Consider the following 26,118-nt stretch of genomic DNA (forward strand, 5'->3'; position numbering starts at 1 on the left):
AACTTTGTGAATTATTCTATAATATAGTTAATAAAATAAACAGCTAGAGAAAAGAGCGCACTGAACCAACCTTCACTAACGTGAGGTTGGTTCAGTGCGCTCTTTTTATAATTGGAGGATGAGGAAATGTACGATATCGCAATTATAGGTGGCGGCATTAGTGGCGCGTCACTGGCTTACGAATTAAGTAAGTATCAATTAAAAATTTGTGTGATTGAAGCTGAAAATGATGTGGCAGTCAAAACAACAAAAGCTAACAGTGCTATTTTACATGCAGGGTATGACCCAAAACCAGGCTCACTAAATGCCAGATTAAATGTTGAAGGAGCTAAGTTAGCTAAAGAAATTTGCAGAAAACTAGATGTACCCAGAAAACAACTAGGTTCTCTTGTTGTCGCCTTTTCAGAAGAAGATTTAGTGACTATTCAAGATTTGTATGAGCGAGGCAATTCAAATGGAGTCCCCGATTTACAAATATTATCTAAAGAAGAAACGTTAGCAAAAGAACCTCATTTGAATCAGGATATCTACGGCGCTCTTTTTGCACCAAGTGCTGCAGTTGTTAATCCATGGGAGTACACCATTGCAATGGCTGAAGTAGCTATTCAAAATGATGTCGAATTCTATTTTAATCAAAAAGTTATTAGTATTAACCAACTTGACTCTTATTTTGAGTTACAAACTGAAACAAAGTTGTTCGAATCAAGAATTGTTGTTAATGCAGCAGGTGTTCATGCTGGAGAAATTCATGAAATGGTAGCTGAGCCAACTTTTAAAACAATTCCTTGTCGAGGTGAGTATTATTTACTTGATTTAGAAGAAACAGATACCGTTAATCATATTGTTTTCCAATGCCCAACTAAAGTGGGTAAAGGAATCTTAGTAGCTCCGACTACTCATGGCAATATTATAGTTGGCCCAAATGCAGAAAATATTCCTGATGAATGGGTTAATACAGGTCAAGATACTGCCAATACTAGCTTAGGGCTAAAAGATGTAGCAAGTGGAGCTAGAAAAAGTGTTCCAACAATCAACCTAGCTAACTCAATTCGTAACTTTTCAGGTGTAAGAGCTAATACAGACCGAGAAGATTTTATTATTGAGAAAGTTGTACCAGGTTTTTATGATATGGCTGGTATTAAGTCACCTGGATTAACGGCAGCTCCTGCTAATTCACTTTATCTAATTGATTTAATGGAGAAGGACGGACTTGAATTAGTGGAAAAAGAAACTTATGTGGATTCAAGAAGAAGAATTCATTTTAATGAAGCTTCTATTGAAGAAAAACAAGAGTTAATCAATCAAAATCTAGATTACGGGCGAATTATTTGTCGCTGTGAAAATATAACAGAAGCAGATATTCGTGCTTCGTTACATCAAACATTACCTGCTCAATCAGTAGATGGGGTAAAACGAAGAACTATTGCAGGAATGGGAAGATGCCAAGGTGGCTTTTGTGGCCCTAGAGTGGTAGAAATTATCGCTGATGAATTAAATATTTCTGTGTTAGAAGTTGATTTAGATCGTTTCAATAGTCATGTTTTAGTGAGTGAATCAAAGGAGGTTCTTTAAATGTATGATTTGATTGTCATTGGCGGTGGTCCAGCAGGTTTGGCCGCAGCTATTAGCGCTTATGAAAATGGGTTAGAAAAGATACTAATTGTCGAAAGAGATGTTGAACTTGGCGGGATATTAAATCAATGTATTCACAACGGATTTGGTCTTCACTATTTTAAAGAAGAGCTAACTGGTCCTGAGTATGCAGGTAAATTTATTGAAAAATTAGAAGGAACAACAATAGAAGTCCTGTTAGATACTATTTGTTTAGAAGTAACTGATGAAAAACATGTTCATATCATGAATAAAATAAATGGTTACCAAATTCTAGAAGCAAAATCAATTGTTCTTGCTATGGGATGTCGAGAAAGAACGAGAGGAGCGATTCAATTACCTGGAGCAAGACCTTCAGGCATTATGACAGCAGGAGTAGCTCAACGTTACGTTAATATGGAAGGTTATATGGTTGGACGTAAAGTCGTTATTCTAGGCTCAGGAGATATTGGATTAGTTATGGCACGAAGAATGACTTTAGAGGGAGCTGAAGTTTTAGCTTGTATTGAAGTGATGCCCTATTCAGGAGGTTTAAATCGAAACATTGTTCAATGTCTTCATGACTTTGATATCCCCCTTTATCTGTCCCATAGCATTATCGACATTAAAGGGAATGAACGACTTGAATCGATTACCATGGCTCAAATTGATATGAACCGTGAAGTGATTCCAGGTACAGAAGAAGTCATCGAATGTGATACCTTACTGCTCTCTGTAGGATTGATACCCGAAAATGAATTATCAAGAAAAATGGGTGTCGAAATGGATAAAAAAACAAAAGGGGCTTATGTTTTTGAGAATCGAGAAACCTCAGTTCCAGGAGTTTTTGCCTGTGGGAATGTCTTACATGTCCATGATTTAGTTGATAACGTAAGTGCTGAAAGTATGATTGCTGGAGAAGCTGCAGCTCATTATGTCTTAAATCAAACACATAGTGAAGAGTCTGCTATTACTTTGGAAAACGGAAATGGTATTTCTTATTTACTCCCTCAAAAAATCAGAAGAAACCAAGTAGATAAACGAGTTGAAGTTTATTTCCGAGTAACGAAAGTAATGGAAGAGTGTGAGATTGAAGTTCGAAATAAGGGTGAGGTTATTACGACTTTTAAGAAAAAAGATTTAGCTCCAGGAGAAATGGAATCTTTACGCTTACGTAAAAAATTTATTGAAGACGTAGATATCAGTGAGTTAGAAATTGCTATAAAGGAGGATGAATAGGATGGCAGAATTAATTTGTATCGTTTGTCCAAAAGGGTGTCATATTCATGTGGATGAAGAAAATGACTATAAAGTAACAGGGAATAATTGCCGAAAAGGAGAAGTATACGGTAAACAAGAGTTAATTAATCCTGTTAGGACAATCACATCAACTTGTAAAATAAAAAATGGCAATCTACCAAGAATTCCAGTTAAAACACAAGACACGATTCCAAAAGGAAAAATGATTGAAATCATGGCGCTTATTAACAAAGTAGAGCTTCAAGCGCCAGTCCACGTAGGTGATTTAATTATTGAAAATGTATTGGATACAGGAGTAAATGTTGTGGCTTGTAAAAATATGGAACGTATTAGTTAAATAATAGGAGGAAAACATAATGACTTTAGTAAAAATTGCATACGCATCAAACACAGGAAATACAGAAGGAATTTCAGAATATTTAGAAGAAGCTTTTGAGGAATTAGGAGTTGACGTAGAAAGAGAAGAAGCAGGAGATATTGATAGTGATTTCTTTGAGGATGCAGATATTGCTATCGTAGCTACTTTTACAGATGGAGATGGAGAAATTCCATTTGATTTTGAAGATTTTTATGAAGAAATTGTAGATGAAGACTTAGATGGTAAATTATTTGCAGTTGTTGGAAGTGGTGACAGTGAATTGTATCCTGATTATTTCTGTCATGCAGCCTTTTTATTTGAAAAAGCGATGAGCCAAACAGGAGCAATTAAAGCATGCGAGACCTTAACCATTGAAAATGATGCAGAAGGCGAAGATGTTGAAAACATTAATAAATTAGCTAAAGAGGTACTAGAAAAACTTTAAACGTAAAGGACGATAAAAAATGAAAAAAACAATGGATGGAAATACAGCAGCAGCTTATATTTCTTACGCCTTTACTGAAGTTGCAGCTATTTATCCCATTACACCAAGTTCAACGATGGCTGAGTTAGTCGATGATTGGTCATCTAAGGGGCAACAAAATATTTTTGGTGAAACAGTAAAAGTCGTAGAGATGCAATCTGAAGCAGGAGCAGCAGGGACAGTCCACGGTTCATTAAAAACAGGTGTTTTAACTTCAACTTATACAGCTTCGCAAGGGTTACTTTTAATGATTCCAAACATGTATAAAATTGCAGGCGAGTTATTACCAACTGTTTTTCATGTAACAGCAAGAGCTATCGCAACAAATGCTTTAAGTATTTTTGGTGACCATAGCGATGTGATGGCAACAAGACAAACTGGTTTTGCCATGTTAGCTGAAGGCAGTGTTCAGGAAGTGATGGATTTATCAGGTGTGGCGCATTTGGCAAGTATTGAAAGTAGTGTGCCGTTTTTAAACTTCTTTGATGGGTTTAGAACGAGTCATGAACTACAAAAAATTGAAGTGATTGACTATGATGATTTAAAAGATTTAGTTAACAAAGAGAAATTAACTGAATTTAGAAACAGAGGGTTAAATCCTAATACCCCAACTGTTTCAGGAACAGCTCAAAATCCAGATATTTATTTCCAATCAAGAGAAACAGTGAATCAACATTATGTAGAGCTACCTAAGATTGTTCAGAAATACATGAATGACATCAATGAAATCCGCGGAACAGATTATGATTTAACAACTTATTATGGTCATGAAGAAGCAACAGAAGTGATTATCTCAATGGGATCAGCTACCCCTACGATTAGACAAACAGTAGATTATTTAAATAAACAAGGAAGAAAAGTTGGGCATATTGCTATTCATTTATATCGTCCATTTCCAACTGAGAACTTATTGGAAAAATTACCTAAAACAGTCACAAGTATTGCTGTTTTAGATCGAACGAAAGAACCAGGAGCAGATGGAGATCCTTTATTATTAGATGTTCAAAGTGCTCTTTATGAGTTAGAAACGCGTCCAACTATAATTGGTGGGAGATACGGAATAGGTTCTAAAGATGTTACACCTAATCAAATTGTCTCTGTTTACGACCATTTATTATTAGATAAATCAGCTGTTAAGAGACGTTTTACAGTAGGGATTGAAGATGATTTAACCCATTTATCATTGCCAATGACACCCGTTTTAGATTTAACACCTAGTTCAACATTCCAAGGGAAATTCTGGGGATTTGGTTCTGACGGAACAGTGGGAGCTAATAAACAAGCGATTAAAATTATTGGAGACAATACGGACAGATACGCACAAGCTTATTTTTCTTATGATTCTAAAAAATCAGGTGGCTTGACCGTTTCTCATTTAAGGTTTGGTAAAGAACCAATAAATTCGATTTATTTAGTTGAGAATCCTGATTTTGTGGGTTGTCATAATGCAGCTTACATTCATAAATATGACTTAATAAAGGGATTAAAAGATGGAGGGACTTTCCTCTTAAATACGGTTTGGGATGAAGAGAAAGTTTTAAGGCTATTACCTAAACATTTAAAGAAATATATCGCAGAACATCGAATTAATTTTTATATTATTAACGCCATGGAAATTGCGCAAGCAGCAGGGTTAGGTAGACGAATTAATACCGTTATGTCAACAGCCTTTTTCGAGTTAACGCACTTAATGACACGAGAAGAATATCTACCGCTGCTTAAAGAAGAAATAAAGAATACGTATGGTCGTAAATCATCAGAGATAGTTGAACGCAACTGGAGTGTGATTGATCAAACCTTTGATGCTTTAATAAAAATAGATGTGCCAAAAGAGTGGGCCGATTTAGATATCACTGTAAAACCTGTTGAAAAAGATTTACCAGCTTATGTTAAAAATATTGCTCAACCTATTGAACGCCAAGAAGGTAATAATTTATCCGTTAAAACCTTAATTGATAACGGCATGTTAGGAGGAAGTATTCCTCTTGGAACAGCAGCTTATGAAAAAAGAGGCATCGCTCTTGAAGTGCCTGAATGGATTCCTGATGCTTGTACTATGTGTAATGAGTGTGCCTTTGTTTGTCCTCACGCAGCAATTAGACCATTCTTAGCTAATGAAGAAGAGATGGAAGAGGCTCCAGCAGGATATATTACTAGAGACATGAAAGGTAAAGATGGCTTAAATTACCGAATCCAAGTATCTGTTGAAGACTGTACGGGATGTGGTTTATGTGTGGATGCTTGTCCAGCTAAAGATAAAGCTCTTGTGATGAAACCTTATGAAGAACAACGCGAAGAAGCAGTTAACTGGGCGTTTTCTATGACTTTAAAACAAAAAGAAAATCCAGTGAAAAAAGAATCTGTTAAAGGCTCACAGTTTGAACAACCTTTACTTGAGTTTTCAGGAGCTTGTTCTGGATGCGGGGAAACACCATACGTTAAATTATTAACTCAGTTATTCGGAGACCGTATGATGATTGCTAATACAACAGGTTGTTCGTCAATTTGGGGAGCGTCAGCACCAACGACACCTTATACAACAAATGAGCTAGGACAAGGACCAGCTTGGAGTAACTCTTTATTTGAAGATAATGCAGAATTTGGTTTTGGTATGTATGTAGCTAATCAAGTAAAACGTAATCGTGTTGCGGATAAAGTTAAGTGGCTGTTGTCTCAAGAAGTAGGGACTGAAGAAACAAGAGAAGTATTAACTAATTGGTTAGAGAAAATAGATGATGGTCAAGGAACAAGACAAAGAGCTAGTCAATTATCTATGGCACTTCAAACCGAAACAGACGCAGCATTTAAGGAATTATTAGCTGATGAAAACATGTTTGTTAAACCAAGCCAATGGATGATTGGTGGAGATGGTTGGGCCTATGATATAGGTTTTGGCGGAATTGATCATGTGCTTGCTTCAGGTGAAGATATCAATATTTTTGTAATGGATAATGAACTGTATGCCAATACAGGTGGTCAAATGTCTAAAGCAACGACTCAATCAGCCATAGCTAAATTTGCTGCTAGTGGTAAAAAGACAAGTAAAAAAGACTTAGGTATGATGGCTGCGACTTATGGAAATGTTTATGTGGCTCAAATTTCGATTAATGCTCATCCAAATCAAGCGATTAAAGCTATTACAGAAGCTGAGAATTATCCAGGTCCATCTTTAATTATTGGTTATACACCATGTATTAACCATGGTATCAAAGGTGGTATGAGTAATGCCTTATTAAATGCTAAAGAAGCATTAGAATCAGGCTACTGGCAACTCTATCGTTATGATCCAAGGTTAGCTGAAAAAGGAAAAGACCCAATGCGAGTTGATTATAAAAAAGCTGATTTGAGTAAAATTCCAGATTTCCTTGAAACGCAAACTCGTTTTTCATCATTGATAAATGTGATGAAAGATGAAGAGATGGTTGAAGAAATGTATGATAATACGAAACAAGATGTTGAAGAAAGAAACGACAATTATGAACGTCTTTCTAAATTACAAAAAAATAAATAATGAAACGTGAGAGGTTAGTTTTTACTAGCCTCTTTTTTATATGCGTCTAATTAAAATTATTGAGCTTATTATTTGTAAGTATAATAAAAAAGGTGTATGATAATCTCATGAAAGTCAAAGAAGGTCAAACGTCTTTCATAACAGAAAAAAATAGGAGGTTTGCGCTATGGCGAAACAACATTTTGAAAGAACAAAAGAACACGTTAACATTGGAACAATTGGACATGTCGATCACGGGAAAACAACATTAACTGCTGCGATCACAAGTGTACTAGCTAAAAAGGGCCTAGCAAACCCTCAAGACTATGCAAGTATTGACGGCGCTCCAGAAGAAAGAGAACGTGGTATTACAATTAATGCGTCTCATGTGGAGTATGAAACTGAAAAAAGACATTACGCACATATTGATGCACCGGGACATGCGGACTATGTTAAAAATATGATTACTGGTGCTGCACAAATGGATGGAGCTATATTAGTTGTATCAGCAACAGATGGCCCAATGCCTCAGACAAGAGAACATATTCTACTATCAAGACAAGTAGGAGTTAAATACCTAATTGTTTTCTTAAATAAAACAGATTTAGTAGATGATGAAGAGTTAATTGATTTAGTAGAAATGGAAGTTAGAGATTTATTAACCGAATACGATTTTCCAGGTGACACAACACCAGTCATTAAAGGTTCTGCGTTAAAAGCTATCGAAGGAGATAGTGAAGCAGAGGCTGCTATTCTTGAATTAATGGATACTGTAGATAGCTATATTCCAACTCCTTCAAGAGACACAGACAAACCGTTACTGTTATCAGTAGAAGATGTCTTCTCAATTTCAGGACGTGGAACAGTTGTTTCTGGTCGAATTGAAAGAGGTGTTGTTAACGTAGGAGACGAGATTGAAATTGTTGGTATTCATAAAGAAACCAAAAAAGCGGTAGTAACAGGAATTGAAATGTTCCGTAAAACCTTAGAACGTGGTGAAGCAGGAGATAATGTTGGTTTACTTCTTAGAGGTGTTACAAAAGACGAGGTCGAACGTGGCCAAGTGATTGCTAAACCAGGTTCTATTACACCACATACCAAATTTAAAGCTGAAATCTATGTTTTAAGTAAAGAAGAAGGTGGTCGTCATACACCATTCTTTAACAATTATCGTCCACAATTTTACTTTAGAACAACAGATGTGACAGGAAACATTATGTTGAATGAAGGAACTGAGATGGTAATGCCAGGAGACAATGTGGCAATTGATGTTGAATTGATTCACCCAGTAGCTATTGAAAAAGGAACAACTTTTTCAATTCGTGAAGGCGGTCGAACAGTAGGTTCTGGTATGGTAACAGAAATAGAAGCATAAATAAAAGGTCATTACTGATTATCAGTAATGACCTTTTTGATTAATAGTTGTACTTTTAGTCGTAAACTTGATACTAATAAAAAAGCTCTTTGTTATTTTTCAAATAAACTTGGTATAATAGACGTAATAAAATGCTGTTTGAAAGGAACTATATGAAAATAGAACGATTGATGTATATCATTATTACTTTGTTATCTAATAAATACTTAAAAGCAAGTGATGTTGCAGAAATGTATCAAGTGTCACAACGAACAATTTATCGTGATATTGATACTTTAAGTTTGGCAGGTATTCCTATCTATTCTAAAAAAGGAAATGAGGGTGGTTTTTATATAGATGCGGATTATAAATTAAATACTTTATTATTTTCAGATATGGAAAAAAAGATGATTCATGAGTTGAGTCTTAGTTTAGCAACGAGCTATAAAAGCCCTAAGATGGATGAGTTAAGTAAAAAAATGAGTTATTTAGTTGAGAAAAACAAAAGTGATTCTCCCTACTTTTTTGATTTAACCTTATGGAAAACAGATGCTTTATTTTTAGAAACGATTGAAAAAGGCATTGAACAACATAGAAAACTAGAATTTGAATACACAACTTTTCAAGGGGCGACAACAATTAGAACAATTGAACCTATCAATTTAGTTTTTAAATCTAATGTTTGGTATGTTTATGGTTTTTGCCATTTGAGACAAGAAATGCGTTTGTTTAGGGTTAATCGGATTAGAGAAGTAAAGCTTTTGAATGACTCATTTGAACCTAAAAAATATGATTCTTTAACCAAAAAAACGTTGGAAAATTTTTATTCTGGTTTAGAAAAAACGATTGAGATGATCCCAGTTATTTTAGAATTTGACTTACATGTAAAAGCTAAAGTTTATGATTCTTTTTTAGAGAAAGATATTAAAGAACTATCTAATAAAATTATTGTGGAAAAAGAGATGCCAAAGGAAAGATGGTTGGTTGAGATGTTACTTAGTTTTGGTGATGGAATCAAAGTTATCTCTCCAGAATGGCTACAAAGTGAAATCATAACAGAGGCTAAAAAGATTTTATCCCAATATGACATAGGGGTGTCAAGTTGATTTGCTATGATGATAGCAATAACAAGGAGGAGTAGTAATGACAAAAAGTCTATTTACAGTAAATAATTGGCAAGAAAATTTTGTTTTTGAGAAAAAAATAGCACATGCTAGAGCAAGTTATATAATGACAGGTGAATTAAATGGAAGTGTAGAAGTTGATTACAGTATCTACTATCTACACTATAACGAAGAAGACGTTCATGCTTCTACAAGTAGATTTGAAGGTTTTGCTGTATTTAATGGTGAAATGAATGGTAAAAAAGGAAGTTTTGCCTATTATGATTGTGGCAGTTTTATTAATAATCAGTACCAAGCTGCTATTGAGATTTTAGAAGGCACTGGAACAGGGGATTTTAAGGGAATTAAAGGAAAAGGCACGTATCAACCAACTGAAAAAGGAATGGAGATCAGTTTAGCATTTATCTAAGGAGGAGTCTTTATGAAACATGAATGGAGAAAACAGGAGAAAGAAATTTATTTACCTAAATCGATTGAAATAAGAGAGATTCCTAGGTATTCGTTTCTAATGTTTGAGGGAGAAGGAGACCCAAATAGCGAAATGTTTAGTCAACAAATTGAAGCTTTATACAGTGTCTCATATGCTATCAGAATGATGTTGAAAAAGGGTGAAACAACAGATAGTTTTGTCTATACTGTCTACCCCTTAGAAGGTATTTGGACAACAAAAGACGGTTCAAAAGATGAAAACTTAAATAAAGACCAGTTAGTTTATCGAATTATGATTAGACAACCAGAACAGGTTAATTTAGAAATGGTGAGTCAAGCTATTCAACAAACAATAAAGAAAAAAGACAATCCTTACCTAAATCAGCTTAGCTTTGAAACCTATGAAGATGGCATGTCGATTCAAATGATTCATGTTGGTAGTTTTGATACGGAATTGGAAAGTTTTAAACAGATGGATAGGTTTCTTGAAGGAACAGCATACGAAAGAGATTGGATAATGGAGTCTTATGTTCATCGTGAAATTTATTTATCTGACGCCAGAAAAGTAGTACCTGAGAAAAGAAAAACAGTCTTAAGATATAAATTAAAGGAGAAAAAATAATGAAATTAGATATGGTTGGTATTATTGTTAGCAAGATGAAGCCCTCAATTGATTTTTATGAACTTCTTGGATTAAAAGTGATTGAAGGAGATGAACATGCAGCTTATGTTGAACTTCAAAATGAAGGGGTAAGGATCTCACTTAATACAAAAGAGATGATTACTGGTGTGTTAGGCTTTGAACCTGAAAATAGAGGGGATAAAATAGAGTTAGCATTTTTATGTGATTCTAAAACTGAAGTAGATGAAATGACTGGAAAAATTCGAGATAAGGGATATACAGTTCTTAAGGAACCTTGGTCAGCACCTTGGGGACAATATTATGCATTGGTTAGAGATGTTGATAACAATATTATTAGTCTCTTTGTTAATGAATGATTTTGTAAAGATTAGTTTAATATGTTATGATGACATAACTATATGACAAGGAGCGATGAACATGCCTGGAAGAATTCGAATTGCATTTTTAAGACAACAATTAAATAAAATTTAAGAGTCTAGCAATGCGACATTTTAACGGGATACGTGTTTATTTTTTTATGATTAAATGTTGAGAGATAGCTTAGGCTATCTCTTTTTGTGTCCCTTTTTCCCATTGTTAGGTGTAAAGGGAGAAAGAAAAATGCAAGAATTAGTACTATCAATGGAAAATATTAGCCTAGAATTAGGTAACAAACATTTATTTGAGTTTGAAAGATTAACTGTTTATCAACAAGATAGAATAGGAATTATTGGGAAAAATGGGGAAGGTAAATCTAGTCTGCTTAAATTGATTACAGAAGAGCTATCTACTGAAAGAGGAATTGTTCAAAAGGAAATTGATTTTTCTTATCATGCTCAGTTGCCAGAAGATTTTTTAAACGAGCCAACATACGCAGATGAAGCTTTGTTAAGTCGTTTGAATGTTCCACTAAGAATGATTAGTCAAATGAGTGGTGGAGAGCAAGCGAAATATCGACTAGCCACTTTACTTTCTAACTATCCAGAAGGACTCATTTTAGATGAGCCAACAACTCATTTGGATCATAGGAGTAAAAACTTTTTGATTGATGAATTACGATATTATTATGGAACGTTATTATTTGTCAGTCATGATCGTCATTTTTTAAATGAATTAGCGACTAAAATCTGGGATATTTCAGATGGAAGAATTATTGAGTTTCAAGGGAATTATGAAGAGTACCAAAAATATCAAAGGCAACAAGCAATAGAAAACGATAGAGAATATAGCAATTTTCAACAACAAAAAAAGAAATTAGAAGTTTCTATCAAAAAACAAAAAGAGCAAGCACAACAAGCAGGAAAAATATCTCAGTCTCACTCTAAGAAGAATATTAAACCTAGCAGATTGTCAGCAAGTAAATCTAAAGATACAGTTCAAAAAAATTTATATAAACAGGTTAAACATTTAGAGAATCGATTGAATAAACTAGAGCCGAAAGAAGCTATTCAAATAGATAAAGAAATTATTTTCCCATCTCATCATTTTGAAGAGCTTTATAATCCCTATCCAGTTATGGCTGATAACTTAACTATTGAGTTTGAGCAGAAGATTATTCTTGATCACTGTGATTTTCAATTTAAGAAGGGGAAAAAAATTGCGATTGTAGGAGAAAATGGATCTGGGAAAACAACTCTTTTAAATTCTATTCATCAAGAGCAAGCAGGCATAAAAATTTCAACAAAAGCAAAATTGTCAACATATGGACAATTTGATTATCAAATGGCTAGTTCACAAAACGTCTTAGCGTATTTATTGAGTCAAACAGATTATTCAGAGTCAGTTGCTCGAAGTGTTCTTAGTCGACTAGGCTTTACTCAAGAAGAGTTAAGTAAACCAATTAGTAAATTAAGCGGTGGTGAAAAAACGAGATTAGCTTTAGCTTTGACACTTACTAAACCTTCTAACATTTTAATACTCGACGAGCCAACTAACTTTATTGATTTAAAAACAATTGAAGGATTAGAACAACTTATTAAGTCTTATCAAGGAACGGTTATTTTTACTTCTCATGATTCTTATTTTGTACAACATGTTGCTGATACTATTTATGAGTTGAAGGATGGTAAATTATGTATAATTGATTTAGTTTAAATGAGTCTCGTGAAAACTAGTTGAATACTTTAAGCCAAAACCTAAACTTCGGTCCATAAAGATATGTGTCAACCAAATGAGACTAATCATGATTAGAGAATTATGGTGGAATAAAAAACCTACCCCACATAAAAGAATAGGAATTAGTAAATGGTGGCAACTATTATAGATAGTTGCCCCTATTTTTGTGTCAACCATGTAACCAATCATCGAAATATCTGGGACAAGTAGTAGTAAAAGTAAAAGTTGCCAAGAAAAGTTAAAAAAATAAAAATAGATAAATAAAGTAAATAACAACAACATGATGTTTTCTAATTGTATAAGCTGTTTCATAGAGAGCCTCCTTCAAATTGTTTTAATAAAGGGATAACTTTTTCTTCATCATTAATACCATCGCTAGTTGAGATAATCGAATGAATTTCGTTTAAGGTACCCAAGCTCTTTTCCATAAATAGGAGTTGATTGGTGATGTTTGTTATATGAGTTTCTAAAAAAAGAACTGTTTCTTTTTTACAAGATAGAGAGGTTTCTTTATTTTTTATAGCAATAAGTATTGAAATGTCTTCTAAAGTGAGATTTAATTTTTTTAAATTTAAGATAAACATTAAGTCATCTATATCAGACTCAACGTACTCTCGGTAACCATTTAAACTCCTTGTGGGATGTAATAGTCCTAGGGATTCATAATAGCGAATGCTTTCTTTTGATACGTCGAATAGTTTAGCAAGTTCATTTATTTTCATGTGACTCATCCTTTCGTATTTCTTAATAGTAGAATAACATTGAAGTTCACTTTAAGGTCAAGATTAATTTACTAAGAAAAATAATCTGATAAAAAGTAAGTAAATTAATTAAAAATTAATGTAATAGAATAATAAACATGATATTATTCCAAGTGTTATTTAATTATTAGGAGGATTTGTAATGGATAGTTTTAAGGTGTTTTTTGAGAAAGAGAATTTAAGAAAGTGTATTAAAAGTAATAGTTTTATTATAATAATGTTACTTGGATGTTTTCCAATTGGTTTAATTTTATTGTGGAAATCTAAAAATTTCCGAAAAAATGTTAAAATAGTATTGTCTGTAGTGGGAATTTTTTGGGTTAGTCTATTCATGACTTATGCTTTTCGTTCAGCAGAATATGAAAATAAGTATTCTGAATTAAAAGAAGACTATGAAGAGTTAGAATATGAGAAATCGTCATTAAGCAGTGAAAATGATGATTTATTATTAGTAGAGCAAGAATATATAGCTTATAAAGAAAAAATGATACCATATGAAAGTTTATCTGAGGCTGATGCTAAGAAAAGAGAAAATGATGGAAAGTTAGCCAAAAAAGTTAGTGATGAAATAAGTAATTTACCTGAAGTTTCAGAAATGGTAATTGGCGACAAAGCGAAATTTACTAAAGTTAAAGGACTCTACAATGACTTAACAAAAGAGCAAAAAGAATTAGTAGATAGTTCCGATTTTTCAATTTATGAAGATAAAATAAAAGAATTAGAAGCGCAAGAGGCAAAAGCAAAAGAAGAAGCAAAAAAACAGGCTGAAGCAGCTAAGAAAAAAGCGGAAGAAGAAGCTAAAGGTTATGAAACAGGGATTACATATGATCAATTAGCGAGAACACCTGATGATTATTTACTTAAGAAAGTTAAATTCTACGGAAAAGTAATTCAAGTAATGGAAGGCGACGACTCTACACAAATAAGATTAGCTGTAAATGATAATTATGATACAGTTTTATATGCTGAGTATGATAGTTCTTCAGTGACATCTAGAGTTTTAGAAGATGATTATATTACAGTATCTGGGGTTTCAGCAGGACTATTAAGTTATGAATCAACAATGGGTGGGAAAATAACTATCCCTTCTATTTTAGTAGAAAAAATTGATCAATAACAAGTCAGATAACATGCTAAACATATATTGACAATTTGTGTCTCAAAAGAGTAGACTTTAGAAAAGATTACTATTAATTTAAGGAGTGAAGATATGCCAATCGTACATGTTGAATTATTAGAAGGTCGTACTCAAGAACAAAAAAATGCAATGGTCAAAGAAGTGACAGAAGCAATTGTTAGAACAACAGGAGCTAAGGAAGAAGCGGTTCATATTATCATTAATGATATGGAAAAAGGAAACTATGCCGTTGGTGGAAAGACTAAACTACAGTAATATAGTAGGAAAGTTATTTTTTTGCCGAATAACTAGAAATTTATAGACACTTATGATAAAATCATAAAGATGTCAGTTAGTTTAGTAGAGATGAGGAGGACATATTTTGTATCAACTTCTTTTAACCATTATGCTTATTTTATCAGTACTTATTATTATTGCTGTAATGATGCAGCCAAGTAAACAAAATAGTGCAGCCAGTGCATTCTCAGGTGGCGCAAGTGAATTATTTGGAAAAGCAAAAGCTAGAGGATTCGAAGCATTCATGCAAAAAGCAACAGCTGTTTTAGGTGTAGCTTGGGTTGCAGTAGCTATCGCTTTAGCCGTGTTATCATCAAAATAAGTAAAAAACTAACCTCCTGTTCTGACAGGAGGCTTTTTTATTGGTACAATGTAAACAAGATTTATGAGAAGGAATGATGTTAGTGTTACCACAAGAAATATATTTTAAAAATGGCGAAAAAGCTGTTTTATTACTCCATGCTTACACAGGAAGTCCTAATGATGTAAGAATGTTAGCTAGAAGATTAGAAAAAGAAAACTATACGGTGTTAGCTCCATTATTTTCTGGTCATGGCACACCTGATCCAATGAACATACTAAATATGACACCAGATATTTGGATAAATGATGCAAGAAAAGCTTTAAAAAAATTACAAGATGATGGATATAAAGAAATAGCAGTATTTGGTTTATCAATGGGTGGCGTTATCGCAACGACATTAATGGGAGAAAATCCAGATTTATTTATGGGTGGTGGCTCATTCAGCTCTCCATTAGTTCCTGAATCAACTAATCAAATTTATCCAAACTTTTTAAAATATTGTGAATTTATGTATAAAAAAATAACTAATTCTCCTGAAGAATTAGAAGAAAAACTTAATAAGGTGAAAGCGCCACTCAAAATTCAACTTGAACAAATATTTGGTTTATCAAAAATCGCTTATAACGGATTACCTAAAGTGTATAAACCAGTATTTGTTGCTCAATCAGGTCAAGATGAGATGTTTGACGGTACCTCTGTTTATCAAATTGGTAAACAATTACAACAAACGTATCATCAAATTATTTGGTACCCAAATAGTACTCATGTCATTACAGTGAGTAAAGATCGTAAACAATTTGAAGGAGATGTTGTAGCATTCTTAAGCCAAATTAAGTGGAATGAGGAATAGAATATGACAAGTAGTATAAAAGAAAGTGTGATAAAGTTCATGTCTGAAAGTAAAAAACAGACATTTGCTTTGGAACAAATTGCAGAAGGCTTAAAACTTCAAAAAAGCAATGATTTTAAGTTATTAGTACAAACTGTGGCTCAAATGGAAAGAGAAGGCAGTATCGTATTTAATCAAAAAGGAAAAATAAAACTAAATAATCAAGAAACTCAATTAGAAGGAATTTTCAGAGGGAATGAACGCGGCTTTGGTTTTGCGACAATTGAAGATGAAGAGGATGATGTTTTTATTCCTAAAGACTTTACTAATTTTGCTATTGAAGGTGACAAAGTTGTTATCGAAATTTTAAAATCAGGTAATCCTTTAGACGGACAAGCTGCAGAAGGTAAAGTAGTAGAAATAGTTGAAAGAAAAACAACTCAATTAGTTGGTATTTTTTATCTTTATTCAGAGGAAGATATTCAAAAATCAGGCCTTTACGGAATGGTTATACCCAAAGATAAAAAACTAAATCGCTTTAGAGTATTTGTAGCAGATGAAGGAATCAAACCAGAAGATGGTAGTGTCGTATCTGTTGAGATAACTCATTATCCAGATCATGATCATACTCATAGTTTTGAAGGTCTAGTGAAACAAGTGATTGGTCACAAAAATGATCCAGGTATGGATATTTTATCCATCTGTTTATCTCATGGTATTTCAGTTGAATTTGATGAAGCGACTCTTAAAGAAGCAGAAGCTATTTCTGATGTAGTCTTAGAATCAGAATTAGAAGGAAGAGTGGATTTAAGAGATGAAATAATCGTTACAATTGATGGCGAGGAAGCAAAAGATTTAGACGATGCCGTTAGAGTTAAACGACTAGAAAATGGTAATTTCTTATTAGGAGTTTATATCGCTGACGTTTCTCATTATGTAAGAGAAAATACACCTCTTGATAATGAAGCAAGTGATAGAGCAACAAGTGTCTATTTAACGGACCGAGTTATTCCGATGTTACCTAGAAAATTATCAAATGGCATTTGTTCATTGAATCCAAACGTGGACCGCTTGGTTATGGCGTGTGAGATGGAAATCGATTTAGCTGGACGTGTCGTTTCTCATGATATCTTTGAGGCAGTTATTCATTCTACTGCTCGTATGACTTATACAGCCGTTAATGAAATATTAGAAAAATCCAATGAAGAAACACTATCAAAATATCAATCTTTAATTCCTTATTTTGAAGAAATGGGAACACTACATAAAATTTTAGAACATATGCGTTCTGAACGTGGAGCTATTTCATTTGAAGACAGAGAAGCTAAAATTATTGTTGATGATGAAGGACACCCATTAGGTATTGAGCTAAGAGAAAGAAAAACAGCAGAAAGATTAATTGAATCATTCATGTTAGCGGCTAATGAAACAGTAGCTAGACATTATACACAATTAAAATTACCTTTTATTTACCGAATTCATGAGCATCCAAGAGAAGAAAAAGTTCAACGTTTCTTTGAATTTATTACTAACTTTGGTATTTTAGTAAAAGGTAAAAAAGATGATGTAAGTCCAAAAGAGCTTCAGAAAGTATTGGATAATATCGCCGGTAAGCCAGAAGAACCTGTTGTTAGTATGATGTTGTTAAGAAGTATGCAACAAGCGCGCTATGAAGAAAATCCTGTTGGTCATTACGGTTTAGCAGCAGACGACTATACGCATTTTACTTCACCTATTAGACGTTACCCTGACTTAATTGTTCATCGATTAATAAAATCTTATATGAAGAAACCGATTTCTGACGAGTTAAGAGAAAAATGGGAAGATGCGTTGCCTGATATTGCTGATCATAGTTCTAAAATGGAAAGAAGAGCGGTTCAAGCTGAACGTGAAACAGACAGTATGAAAAAAGCAGAGTTCATGCAAGATAAAATTGATGAAGAATTTGATGGAATTATCACATCGATTACTAAATTTGGTATGTTCGTAGAATTGCCAAATACAATAGAAGGTTTAATTCATGTTTCAAAATTAAAAGATGATTATTTCCAATTTGTTGAAAATCATTTAGCCTTAGTTGGAGAACGAACAGGTGTTATTTACAGAATCGGTCAAGCAGTGAAGATTAAAGTTGCTAAAGCTGATCCTGAAACAAGAGAAATTGATTTTGAGCTTCTGTCAGCAGAACCAATCACAGCTTCAATTGAATTACCTAAAAAAACAAAAGGTCAAGGTCGAAGAGATAGCAATAGAGGTTCTCAAAAAGTAACTTCTAAATCTAATAATAAAGATCAAGATAAACCGAAAAAAAATCGAAAAAATAAAAAGCAGCCTTTCTATAAAAGTGTGGCCAAAAAAGGTAAAGGAAAAGGCGGCCGAAATAAAAAGAGGTGACCAGTATGAGTAAAGGGAAAGAAGATGGCAATTTAATTGCTCAGAATCGAAAAGCAAGACATGACTATACGGTTATTGAAACAATTGAAGCAGGGATGGTTTTAAAAGGTACAGAGATTAAAGCTATCAGAAATCGCCGTGTTAACTTAAAAGATGGCTATGTTAGAATTAAAGACGGAGAAGCATTTTTGGTTAACGTTCATATCAGTCCCTACGAACAGGGAAATTTATTTAACCACGATCCTTTAAGAACTAGAAAATTATTGATGCATAAAAAACAGATTGATAAATTAACAATTGAAACCAAAAACACAGGAATCACTCTGATACCTCTGAAAATGTATATAAAAAATGGTTTTGCAAAAGTCTTAATTGGTGTGGCAAAAGGAAAAAAACAATATGATAAGCGACATGATTTAAAACAAAAAGATATGAATCGAGAAATTAATCGTACATTAAAAGAACGACAAAGGTAGATAAAAAAAGAGAAAAACACTTAATGTTTTTCTCTTTTTTATTTTTTATATAAACATCTAAAATCTACATTAAAAAAACATATAATTGCTTTGTGTTATTTATCATTTGGTGTTATTATAGTCCTAGTTGGGTTCAAAAACCATGAAGTACCAACTAATAGTTAGGAAAGATTTTTTATATCTTTTCTATATAAAAAAACAGGAAGACATTACAGTTTCCTGAAGCAATTATTTTCTAAAGAGAAAAGGGGTGAATAGAGGTGGAAGAAAAATCCCTGATGATTGAGGTTGCGGGAATTACGTTTGATGCCACAGTATGTATTATGACAGTTATCACTTGTTTAATCGTCTTTGGAATCGTATTCTTTTGTAGTCGCAATTTACAGATGAAGCCTAAAGGGAAACAGAATGTGTTAGAGTTTATAGTTGACTTTATTCGAGGTATTGTATCTGATAACGTACCTAAGAAAGAAGTAAATGATTACCATTTATTAGGATTTACTTTCTTTATGTTTGTTCTTGTTTCCAACGTGATTGGATTAATAACAAAAGTAGTTATCTTCCCAGATGAGATATCCTTATGGAAGTCACCAACAGCAGACCCGCTTGTTACTATGACATTAGCTTTAATTGCTATTGCGTTATCTCACTATTATGGTGTGAAAAAACAAGGAGCAAAAGGTTATTTTGTTAATAGTTTCTTGAAGCCAACAGCTATACTATTTCCAATTAAGATAATTGAAGAATTTACAAACGTATTGACGTTAGGTCTTCGTTTATATGGAAATATTTTTGCTGGGGAAATCTTGTTAACTTTAATTGCCCAACTTGGTGCAAGCAGTCCAACTAAATTTGTACTAGCTTTACCATTAGAAGTTATATGGCAAACATTCTCGTTATTTATTGGAGCAGTACAAGCCTTTATTTTTGTGACATTAATGATGGTTTACCTGTCACATAAAATAGAAGCAGAGCATTAAAAAATAGTTACTTAAATTAAAACAATCATTAGGAGGAAATAGTAATGCAATATCTTGCAGCGGCTATCGCAGTTTTCGGAGCTTCATTAGGAGCAGCATATGGTAATGGTAAAGTAATCGCACAAGCGATCGAATCAATGACTCGTCAACCAGAAATGTCAGGTCAAATCAGAGCAACAATGTTTATCGGGGTAGCCTTAATCGAGGCAGTTCCAATTTTAGGTGTGGTTATCGCCTTAATCTTAGTCTTCATGTAATAATATAATTTAGAGGAGAGTCATTTATTTTTAAATGACGAAGGAAGGAAGTGTAGTAAACTTATGATCCAACAATTAGTCGTGGCTAATGCAGGTCAAGGTATGCTAAGTACAATCCTTTTTGTTAGTGTTTCTTTTCTAGTCTTGTTATTAGCTTTGAAGAAATTTGCATGGGGTCCTGTAGTTGATATGATGCAAGCGCGTGAAGATAAAATCGCGTCAGACATTGATAATGCAGAGAATTCAAGAATTGAAGCCGATAAATTAGGCAAACAAAGAGAAATGGAACTAAAACAGTCACGTACTGAAGCACAAGGAATTATTGCTCAAGCAAAAGAAACAGCTGAGAATAACGCTCACGCTATCTTACTTGAAGCACAAGAGCATGCCACTCGTATTAAAAAGCAAGCTCATGAAGATTTGCGCATCGAACGTGAACGAATGATTGACGAAGCAAAAAAAGAAGTAGCAGACCTATCAGTGGAAATTGCTTCTAAAATTCTTAAAAAGGAATTATCGGCGAGCACTCATCAAGAGTTGATTCAATCTAGTATTGAAAAGCTAGGAGTCGATGAAGATGAATAGAAAATATACTGTTGCAAAAACTTATGGTAAAGCTCTATTTACAGAAGCAACACAGTTAAACTCAGTTTCTGAAATTTATCAAGAGATGCTTCAGTTAAGAGAAGTTTATCGCCAAGTACCTGATTTGGGTGATATTTTAACAGATGATCGTTTATCAGTGTATGAAAAAGTAAATATTGTCAAAGATTTGGAAAATAGCTTTAGCGATGCTGTTGCTAAATTCATTCACACGGTTTATGACTATGGTCGAATGAGAGAGATTCCTGAAATTATTGATGAATTTGAGCATTTATATTATGACCAATTTGGGATTGTTGTTGTTGAAGTTACAACAGCAGTAGCCCTTAACATGGATCAAAGACATGATTTAGAAAATCGCTTAGCGAAACAATTTCATGCAAACAAAGTTGTTATTCGACCAAAATTAAACCCAAACATCATGGGTGGAATGATTATCGAATCTGAACATCGTGTTATTGATCAAAGCGTGAGAACTGAATTAGCTAGTGTTCACGCAGCACTACTTAAATGATACGTAAGTGACAAGGTGAGAGGTGAAATACATGAGTATTAAAGCGGAAGAAATTAGTTCGCACATAAAACAACAACTTGCTAAATACGAAGAGTCTTTAACAGTAGATGAAGTCGGTACGGTTTCCTATGTTGGGGATGGTATTGCACGCGCTTACGGTTTAGAGAATGCTATGTCAGGAGAGTTATTAGAATTTGACAATGGCGTGTTCGGAATGGCTCAAAACTTAGAGGCTGATAGTGTTGGTATTATTATCTTAGGTAAATACCAAGACATTCGTGAAGGCGATAAAGTAAAACGTACTGGACGCATTATGGAAGTACCAGTAGGTGAAGCTTTAATCGGGCGAGTTGTTAATTCATTGGGACAACCAATCGATGGTATGGGTGAAATTAAAACAAATAAATACCGACCAATAGAAAGTGCAGCACCTGGTGTTATGGCGCGTAAATCAGTTGATGAGCCATTACAAACAGGTATTAAAGCGATTGATGCTTTAGTTCCAATCGGTCGTGGTCAACGTGAGTTAATCATTGGTGACCGTAAAACAGGTAAAACATCAGTTGCAATTGATACAATTATTAATCAAAAAGAAGAAAATATGATTTGTATTTATGTAGCAATTGGTCAAAAAGAATCAACAGTTAGAAATCAAGTGGAAACACTTAAAAAATACGGAGCGATGGATTACACAATTGTAGTATCTGCCGGAGCTTCACAACCAGCTCCACTTCTTTACTTAGCGCCTTATGCTGGTGCAACAATGGGTGAAGAATTCATGTATAACGGTAAACACGTATTAGTTGTTTATGATGATTTATCAAAACAAGCAGCTGCCTACCGTGAGTTATCATTATTACTTAGAAGACCACCAGGTCGTGAAGCATTCCCTGGGGATGTATTCTACTTACATTCTCGTCTTTTAGAAAGAGCTGCTAAATTGAATGACTCTCTTGGTGGAGGATCAATGACAGCATTACCTTTCGTTGAAACACAAGCAGGAGATATCTCAGCTTATATTCCAACGAACGTTATTTCTATTACAGATGGGCAAATTTTCTTAGAGAGTGATTTATTCTACTCAGGTGTTAGACCAGCGATTAATGCCGGTTTATCAGTTTCCCGTGTAGGTGGGTCTGCTCAAATTAAAGCAATGAAAAAAGTTGCTGGTACATTACGTACTGACTTAGCAAGTTTCCGTGAGTTAGAAGCCTTTACACAATTTGGTTCTGATTTAGATGCGGCAACTCAAGCGAAGTTAAATCGTGGTAAACGTACCGTTGAAATTTTAAAACAAAATGTTCATGAGCCAATTGGTGTTGAAAAACAAGTGTTAATCATTTATGCCTTAACAAATGGTTTATTAGATACTGTTCCAGTGAGTGATTTATTACGTTTTGAAAAAGAATTGTTTGAATATGTAGGGAATAACTACCCAGCTATTTTTGATACGATTAAAACAACGAAAAATTTACCAAACGAAGAAGATATGAAGAAAGCTATCGAAGAATATAAAGGAATCTTTAGTTCTAGTAGCTTTTCTGTAGCAGACGAATTAACACAATCCTAGAAAGTGGTGATTGAGCATGAGCGGTTCCCTAATAGATATTAAAAAGAGAATAGCTTCGACTAAAAAGACGAGTCAAATTACAAGTGCTATGCGTATGGTAGCAGCTTCCAAATTGACAAAATCTGAACAATCATCTAGACGTTTTCAAGAGTATGCCATGAAAGTAAGAAGTATTACAACTCACTTAGCGTCTTCACAATTACAAGCAATTGAAAAAGCTGATTTTTCTAGTTTTGAAGATAATATGGAAATGTACCATAACATGTTAATTGCTCGTCCTGTTAAAAAAACAGGTTATATCATAATTACTTCAGATAAAGGTTTAGCTGGTGGTTATAATAGCTCAGTGCTAAAAAATACCCTTGAAATCTTACGTAATGATCATAAAGATCAAAACGAAGTTGTTATTATGTCAATTGGAAGTGTAGGTGCTAACTTTTTTAAACACCGAGAAATTCCAGTGGCATATGAACTAAAGGGATTAAGTGACCATCCGACTTATAATGAAATTCGTAAAATCGTAAATTCTGCTATTCAAATGTATAATAATGAAGTTTTCGATGAGTTGTATGTTTGTTATAACCATCATGTTAATACATTATCTTCAGCATTTAGAGCAGAAAAGATGCTGCCTATTCAAGACTTAGACGCTAGCGAAGCGGCAACTTATGAACAAGATTATATTTTAGAGCCATCTGAAGATGCAATTTTAAATACATTACTGCCCCTATACGCTGAAAGTTTAATTTACGGAGCAGTGTTAGACTCTAAAACTGCAGAACATGCTGCGCGTATGACAGCAATGAAAAGTGCAACAGACAACGCACAGAATATTATTGATGACTTGACGATTTCTTTTAATAGAGCACGTCAAGCAGCAATTACTGAAGAAATTACTGAAATCGTCGGTGGTGCAGCAGCTTTAGAAGATTAATGGGGAGGAAATTTAAGAGATGAAAATTGGAAAAATAGTCCAAGTAATCGGTCCCGTAGTTGATGTGGCATTCCCATTAGATCAATCATTACCAGATATTAATGATGCTTTAGTTGTCTATAAATCTGAGAACAAACAAAAAGTTGTTCTTGAGACAACGATTGAAATGGGAGATGGTGTCGTAAGAACCATTGCCATGGATTCAACAGATGGATTACAACGTGGAATGGAAGTACTTCATACAGGAGCACCAATCAGTGTCCCTGTTGGTCGCGAAACTCTAGGACGTGTTTTTAACGTTTTAGGTGAGCCTATTGATTTAGGTGAAGAACTTCCTGAAAGTATGGAAAAAACAAGTATTCATACAGAAGCACCATTGTATGAAGATTTAAGTACTGAAACTGAAGTATTAATTACTGGTATCAAGGTAATTGACCTTTTAGCACCTTATTTAAAAGGTGGTAAAGTTGGTTTGTTTGGTGGTGCCGGTGTTGGTAAAACAGTATTAATTCAGGAATTAATTAACAACATTGCTCAAGAACTTGGAGGTATTTCAGTTTTTGCCGGTGTTGGTGAAAGAACTCGTGAAGGAAATGACCTTTATTTTGAGATGAAAGATTCAGGTGTTATTAATAAAACAGCTATGGTCTTTGGTCAGATGAATGAGCCACCTGGAGCCAGAATGCGTGTTGCGTTAACTGGTTTAACAATGGCAGAGTATTTCCGTGATCAAGAAAAACAAGATGTATTATTATTTATTGATAATATTTTCCGTTTTACTCAAGCAGGTTCAGAAGTTTCAGCCCTTTTAGGTCGTATGCCTTCTGCGGTAGGTTACCAACCAACCCTTGCTACTGAGATGGGACAATTACAAGAACGTATTACATCTACTAAAGATGGTTCAATCACATCTATTCAAGCAATCTATGTACCAGCCGATGACTATACGGATCCGGCTCCAGCTACAGCGTTTGCCCATTTAGATGCGACAACTAACCTTGAGAGACGTTTGTCTGAAATGGGTATTTACCCTGCGGTAGACCCATTAGCTTCTTCTTCAAGCGCTTTAGAGCCAGGAATTGTTGGTGAAGAGCATTATCAAGTGGCTACTGAAGTACAACGTTTATTACAACGTTACAAAGAATTACAAGATATTATTGCGATTCTTGGTATGGATGAGTTATCTGATGAAGAAAAAGTTGTTGTAGGACGAGCAAGAAGAGTTCAATTCTTCTTATCTCAAAACTTCCACGTAGCGGAACAATTTACAGGTCAACCAGGTAGCTATGTTCCTTTAGAAGAAACAATTAAAGGATTTAGAGAAATCTTAGATGGTAAACATGATAACTTACCAGAAGAAGCTTTCCGAAGTGTTGGACGTATTGAAGAAGCTATTGAAAAAGCTGAAAAATTAGGTTACTAGAAGGGGGAAATAGATATGAGTTCCTTCGTCGTTAATATAGTGACGCCAAGTGGTATTATCTATGACCATGAAGCTAAACTATTAGTAGCTAATACACAAGCAGGTTCCTTAGGAGTATTACCAAATCACTCACCATTAATCTCACCATTAAATATTGATGCAGTTCGCATTGATTTAGCTGGTGAAGCAGGTGGTTCTGATTGGGTAGCTGTTAATGGAGGGATTATTGAGATTAGAGATAATGTGGTATCTATTATTGCTAATAGTGCTGAAACAGAAGCTCAAATCGATGTGTCTCGTGCCGAAGAAGCTAAACAACGTGCTACAACAAAAATTGAAAAAGCCAAACAAGAAAAAGATCATGATATTGATCTTGCTCGAGCTGAGGTTGCTCTTCACCGAGCTATCAATCGATTGAACGTAGCTAATAAAAGCAAATAAAAAAGGTAAAGAGCTTTTGCTCTTTACCTTTTTGTTTTTTTTAATTAAAATGAAGAGACAATGGAAGGTGGTTTTATTTTTGTACGCAGTCGATACTTTAGTGAGAATTTTTAGTCATTTTGCTTTTATTTATTTAGCTTTTTGGGGGCTTCAAGCAATGAGGCTCGATTTACTTTTTAAAAAGGGACAGCAATACTATAAACAAATGCGAGTAGTGTTTGTGTTATTTGCTATTTTTATTGGGTATAATGCAAGCAACTTCTTTATGGAAGTTATGTTTTTAACACGAGACTTAGTTCAAAATGTGTTTTCTTAGAGGTTGTTTATATAATAGAGTAATAAAAAATACCATTTTGTATGAGGGCATGTTATAATAATTGAGATTTAGAAGA

General features: G+C 34.0%; 28 protein-coding genes. 26 read left to right on the forward strand and 2 right to left on the reverse strand.

Going from position 1 to position 26,118, the window contains the following annotated elements; genetic code table 11:
- Positions 1-126: 126 nt before the first annotated feature.
- The 11 genes from ACODH8_RS01540 (at position 127) to abc-f (ending at position 12,805) form a co-directional block, all read left to right on the forward strand.
- On the forward strand, positions 127-1,572 hold the full coding sequence (locus ACODH8_RS01540) for an NAD(P)/FAD-dependent oxidoreductase (protein WP_332465580.1): 1,446 nt from the start codon (positions 127-129) through the stop codon (positions 1,570-1,572).
- Positions 1,573-2,829 carry an NAD(P)/FAD-dependent oxidoreductase gene (locus ACODH8_RS01545; RefSeq protein WP_332465579.1) on the forward strand — a complete coding sequence of 419 codons (1,257 nt, stop codon included), beginning with the start codon at positions 1,573-1,575 and terminating at the stop codon, positions 2,827-2,829.
- Between the two features lies 1 nt (position 2,830).
- Positions 2,831-3,187 (forward strand): DUF1667 domain-containing protein, encoded by a 357-nt coding sequence (locus ACODH8_RS01550; protein WP_332465578.1) that lies wholly within the window; start codon positions 2,831-2,833, stop codon positions 3,185-3,187.
- Positions 3,188-3,206: 19 nt separating this feature from the next.
- On the forward strand, positions 3,207-3,653 hold the full coding sequence (locus ACODH8_RS01555) for a flavodoxin (protein WP_332465577.1): 447 nt from the start codon (positions 3,207-3,209) through the stop codon (positions 3,651-3,653).
- Positions 3,654-3,672: 19 nt separating this feature from the next.
- A complete protein-coding gene (gene nifJ / locus ACODH8_RS01560; protein ID WP_332465576.1) occupies positions 3,673-7,203 on the forward strand; it encodes a pyruvate:ferredoxin (flavodoxin) oxidoreductase in 3,531 nt (1,176 codons plus the stop codon).
- A 166-nt stretch (positions 7,204-7,369) separates the two neighbouring features.
- Positions 7,370-8,557, forward strand: a complete 1,188-nt coding sequence (tuf, locus tag ACODH8_RS01565) for an elongation factor Tu (RefSeq protein WP_332465575.1) — start codon at positions 7,370-7,372, stop codon at positions 8,555-8,557.
- Positions 8,558-8,709: 152 nt separating this feature from the next.
- Positions 8,710-9,642, forward strand: a complete 933-nt coding sequence (locus ACODH8_RS01570) for a YafY family protein (RefSeq protein WP_332465574.1) — start codon at positions 8,710-8,712, stop codon at positions 9,640-9,642.
- A 37-nt stretch (positions 9,643-9,679) separates the two neighbouring features.
- A complete protein-coding gene (locus ACODH8_RS01575; RefSeq protein ID WP_332465573.1) occupies positions 9,680-10,069 on the forward strand; it encodes a DUF3224 domain-containing protein in 390 nt (129 codons plus the stop codon).
- A 12-nt stretch (positions 10,070-10,081) separates the two neighbouring features.
- Positions 10,082-10,711 carry a GyrI-like domain-containing protein gene (locus ACODH8_RS01580; protein ID WP_332465572.1) on the forward strand — a complete coding sequence of 210 codons (630 nt, stop codon included), beginning with the start codon at positions 10,082-10,084 and terminating at the stop codon, positions 10,709-10,711.
- Positions 10,711-11,088 (forward strand): VOC family protein, encoded by a 378-nt coding sequence (locus tag ACODH8_RS01585; RefSeq protein ID WP_332465571.1) that lies wholly within the window; start codon positions 10,711-10,713, stop codon positions 11,086-11,088. The genes ACODH8_RS01580 and ACODH8_RS01585 overlap by 1 nt, the downstream gene beginning before the upstream one ends.
- A 244-nt stretch (positions 11,089-11,332) precedes the next feature.
- Positions 11,333-12,805: a ribosomal protection-like ABC-F family protein gene (abc-f, locus tag ACODH8_RS01590; RefSeq protein ID WP_332465570.1), complete on the forward strand. Its 1,473-nt coding sequence runs from the start codon at positions 11,333-11,335 to the stop codon at positions 12,803-12,805.
- On the opposite strand, the gene ACODH8_RS01595 is transcribed toward abc-f, so the two are convergent.
- Both ACODH8_RS01595 and ACODH8_RS01600 read right to left on the reverse strand, forming a co-directional pair.
- Positions 12,797-13,138, reverse strand: coding sequence for a DUF4260 domain-containing protein (locus ACODH8_RS01595; RefSeq protein WP_332465569.1), 342 nt, complete (start codon positions 13,136-13,138; stop codon positions 12,797-12,799). The genes abc-f and ACODH8_RS01595 overlap by 9 nt on opposite strands.
- Positions 13,135-13,548 carry a MerR family transcriptional regulator gene (locus tag ACODH8_RS01600; protein WP_332465568.1) on the reverse strand — a complete coding sequence of 138 codons (414 nt, stop codon included), beginning with the start codon at positions 13,546-13,548 and terminating at the stop codon, positions 13,135-13,137. The genes ACODH8_RS01595 and ACODH8_RS01600 overlap by 4 nt, the downstream gene beginning before the upstream one ends.
- A gap of 181 nt (positions 13,549-13,729) precedes the next feature.
- Here ACODH8_RS01600 and ACODH8_RS01605 point away from each other — a divergent pair, with 181 nt between their 5' ends.
- From ACODH8_RS01605 to ACODH8_RS01675, 15 genes are all read left to right on the forward strand, one after another.
- Entirely contained in the window at positions 13,730-14,704 is a 975-nt protein-coding gene (locus ACODH8_RS01605; protein ID WP_332465567.1) for a hypothetical protein, read from the forward strand.
- Positions 14,705-14,797: 93 nt separating this feature from the next.
- Positions 14,798-14,980 carry a 2-hydroxymuconate tautomerase gene (locus tag ACODH8_RS01610; RefSeq protein ID WP_332465566.1) on the forward strand — a complete coding sequence of 61 codons (183 nt, stop codon included), beginning with the start codon at positions 14,798-14,800 and terminating at the stop codon, positions 14,978-14,980.
- A 106-nt stretch (positions 14,981-15,086) separates the two neighbouring features.
- The gene (gene secG, locus ACODH8_RS01615) at positions 15,087-15,323 is read left to right on the forward strand and encodes a preprotein translocase subunit SecG (protein WP_332465565.1); all 237 of its coding nucleotides are present in this window, start codon (positions 15,087-15,089) and stop codon (positions 15,321-15,323) included.
- A 76-nt stretch (positions 15,324-15,399) separates the two neighbouring features.
- Positions 15,400-16,155, forward strand: a complete 756-nt coding sequence (locus tag ACODH8_RS01620; protein ID WP_332465564.1) for an alpha/beta hydrolase — start codon at positions 15,400-15,402, stop codon at positions 16,153-16,155.
- Between the two features lie 3 nt (positions 16,156-16,158).
- Positions 16,159-18,528, forward strand: a complete 2,370-nt coding sequence (gene rnr / locus ACODH8_RS01625; RefSeq protein ID WP_332465563.1) for a ribonuclease R — start codon at positions 16,159-16,161, stop codon at positions 18,526-18,528.
- A gap of 5 nt (positions 18,529-18,533) precedes the next feature.
- Positions 18,534-19,004 (forward strand): SsrA-binding protein SmpB, encoded by a 471-nt coding sequence (gene smpB, locus ACODH8_RS01630; RefSeq protein WP_332465562.1) that lies wholly within the window; start codon positions 18,534-18,536, stop codon positions 19,002-19,004.
- 260 nt (positions 19,005-19,264) lie between these two features.
- Positions 19,265-19,984 carry a F0F1 ATP synthase subunit A gene (gene atpB, locus ACODH8_RS01635; RefSeq protein WP_332465561.1) on the forward strand — a complete coding sequence of 240 codons (720 nt, stop codon included), beginning with the start codon at positions 19,265-19,267 and terminating at the stop codon, positions 19,982-19,984.
- A gap of 44 nt (positions 19,985-20,028) precedes the next feature.
- Entirely contained in the window at positions 20,029-20,241 is a 213-nt protein-coding gene (gene atpE / locus ACODH8_RS01640; protein WP_332465560.1) for an ATP synthase F0 subunit C, read from the forward strand.
- A gap of 63 nt (positions 20,242-20,304) precedes the next feature.
- Complete coding sequence (gene atpF / locus ACODH8_RS01645) at positions 20,305-20,826, forward strand: F0F1 ATP synthase subunit B (protein ID WP_332465559.1); 522 nt, start codon at positions 20,305-20,307, stop codon at positions 20,824-20,826.
- Entirely contained in the window at positions 20,819-21,358 is a 540-nt protein-coding gene (atpH, locus tag ACODH8_RS01650) for an ATP synthase F1 subunit delta (protein WP_332465558.1), read from the forward strand. Before atpF ends, atpH begins: the two co-directional genes overlap by 8 nt.
- A 31-nt stretch (positions 21,359-21,389) precedes the next feature.
- Entirely contained in the window at positions 21,390-22,928 is a 1,539-nt protein-coding gene (atpA, locus tag ACODH8_RS01655) for a F0F1 ATP synthase subunit alpha (RefSeq protein ID WP_332465557.1), read from the forward strand.
- A gap of 16 nt (positions 22,929-22,944) precedes the next feature.
- Entirely contained in the window at positions 22,945-23,862 is a 918-nt protein-coding gene (locus ACODH8_RS01660; RefSeq protein ID WP_332465556.1) for a F0F1 ATP synthase subunit gamma, read from the forward strand.
- Positions 23,863-23,881: 19 nt separating this feature from the next.
- On the forward strand, positions 23,882-25,285 hold the full coding sequence (gene atpD, locus ACODH8_RS01665) for a F0F1 ATP synthase subunit beta (RefSeq protein WP_332465555.1): 1,404 nt from the start codon (positions 23,882-23,884) through the stop codon (positions 25,283-25,285).
- A gap of 15 nt (positions 25,286-25,300) precedes the next feature.
- Complete coding sequence (locus ACODH8_RS01670) at positions 25,301-25,726, forward strand: F0F1 ATP synthase subunit epsilon (protein WP_332465554.1); 426 nt, start codon at positions 25,301-25,303, stop codon at positions 25,724-25,726.
- Between the two features lie 79 nt (positions 25,727-25,805).
- The gene (locus ACODH8_RS01675) at positions 25,806-26,042 is read left to right on the forward strand and encodes a DUF1146 family protein (protein ID WP_332465553.1); all 237 of its coding nucleotides are present in this window, start codon (positions 25,806-25,808) and stop codon (positions 26,040-26,042) included.
- Positions 26,043-26,118 lie beyond the last annotated feature (76 nt).

Source organism: Vagococcus fluvialis (assembly GCF_048815235.1).
In the GTDB taxonomy this organism is placed as follows: domain Bacteria; phylum Bacillota; class Bacilli; order Lactobacillales; family Vagococcaceae; genus Vagococcus.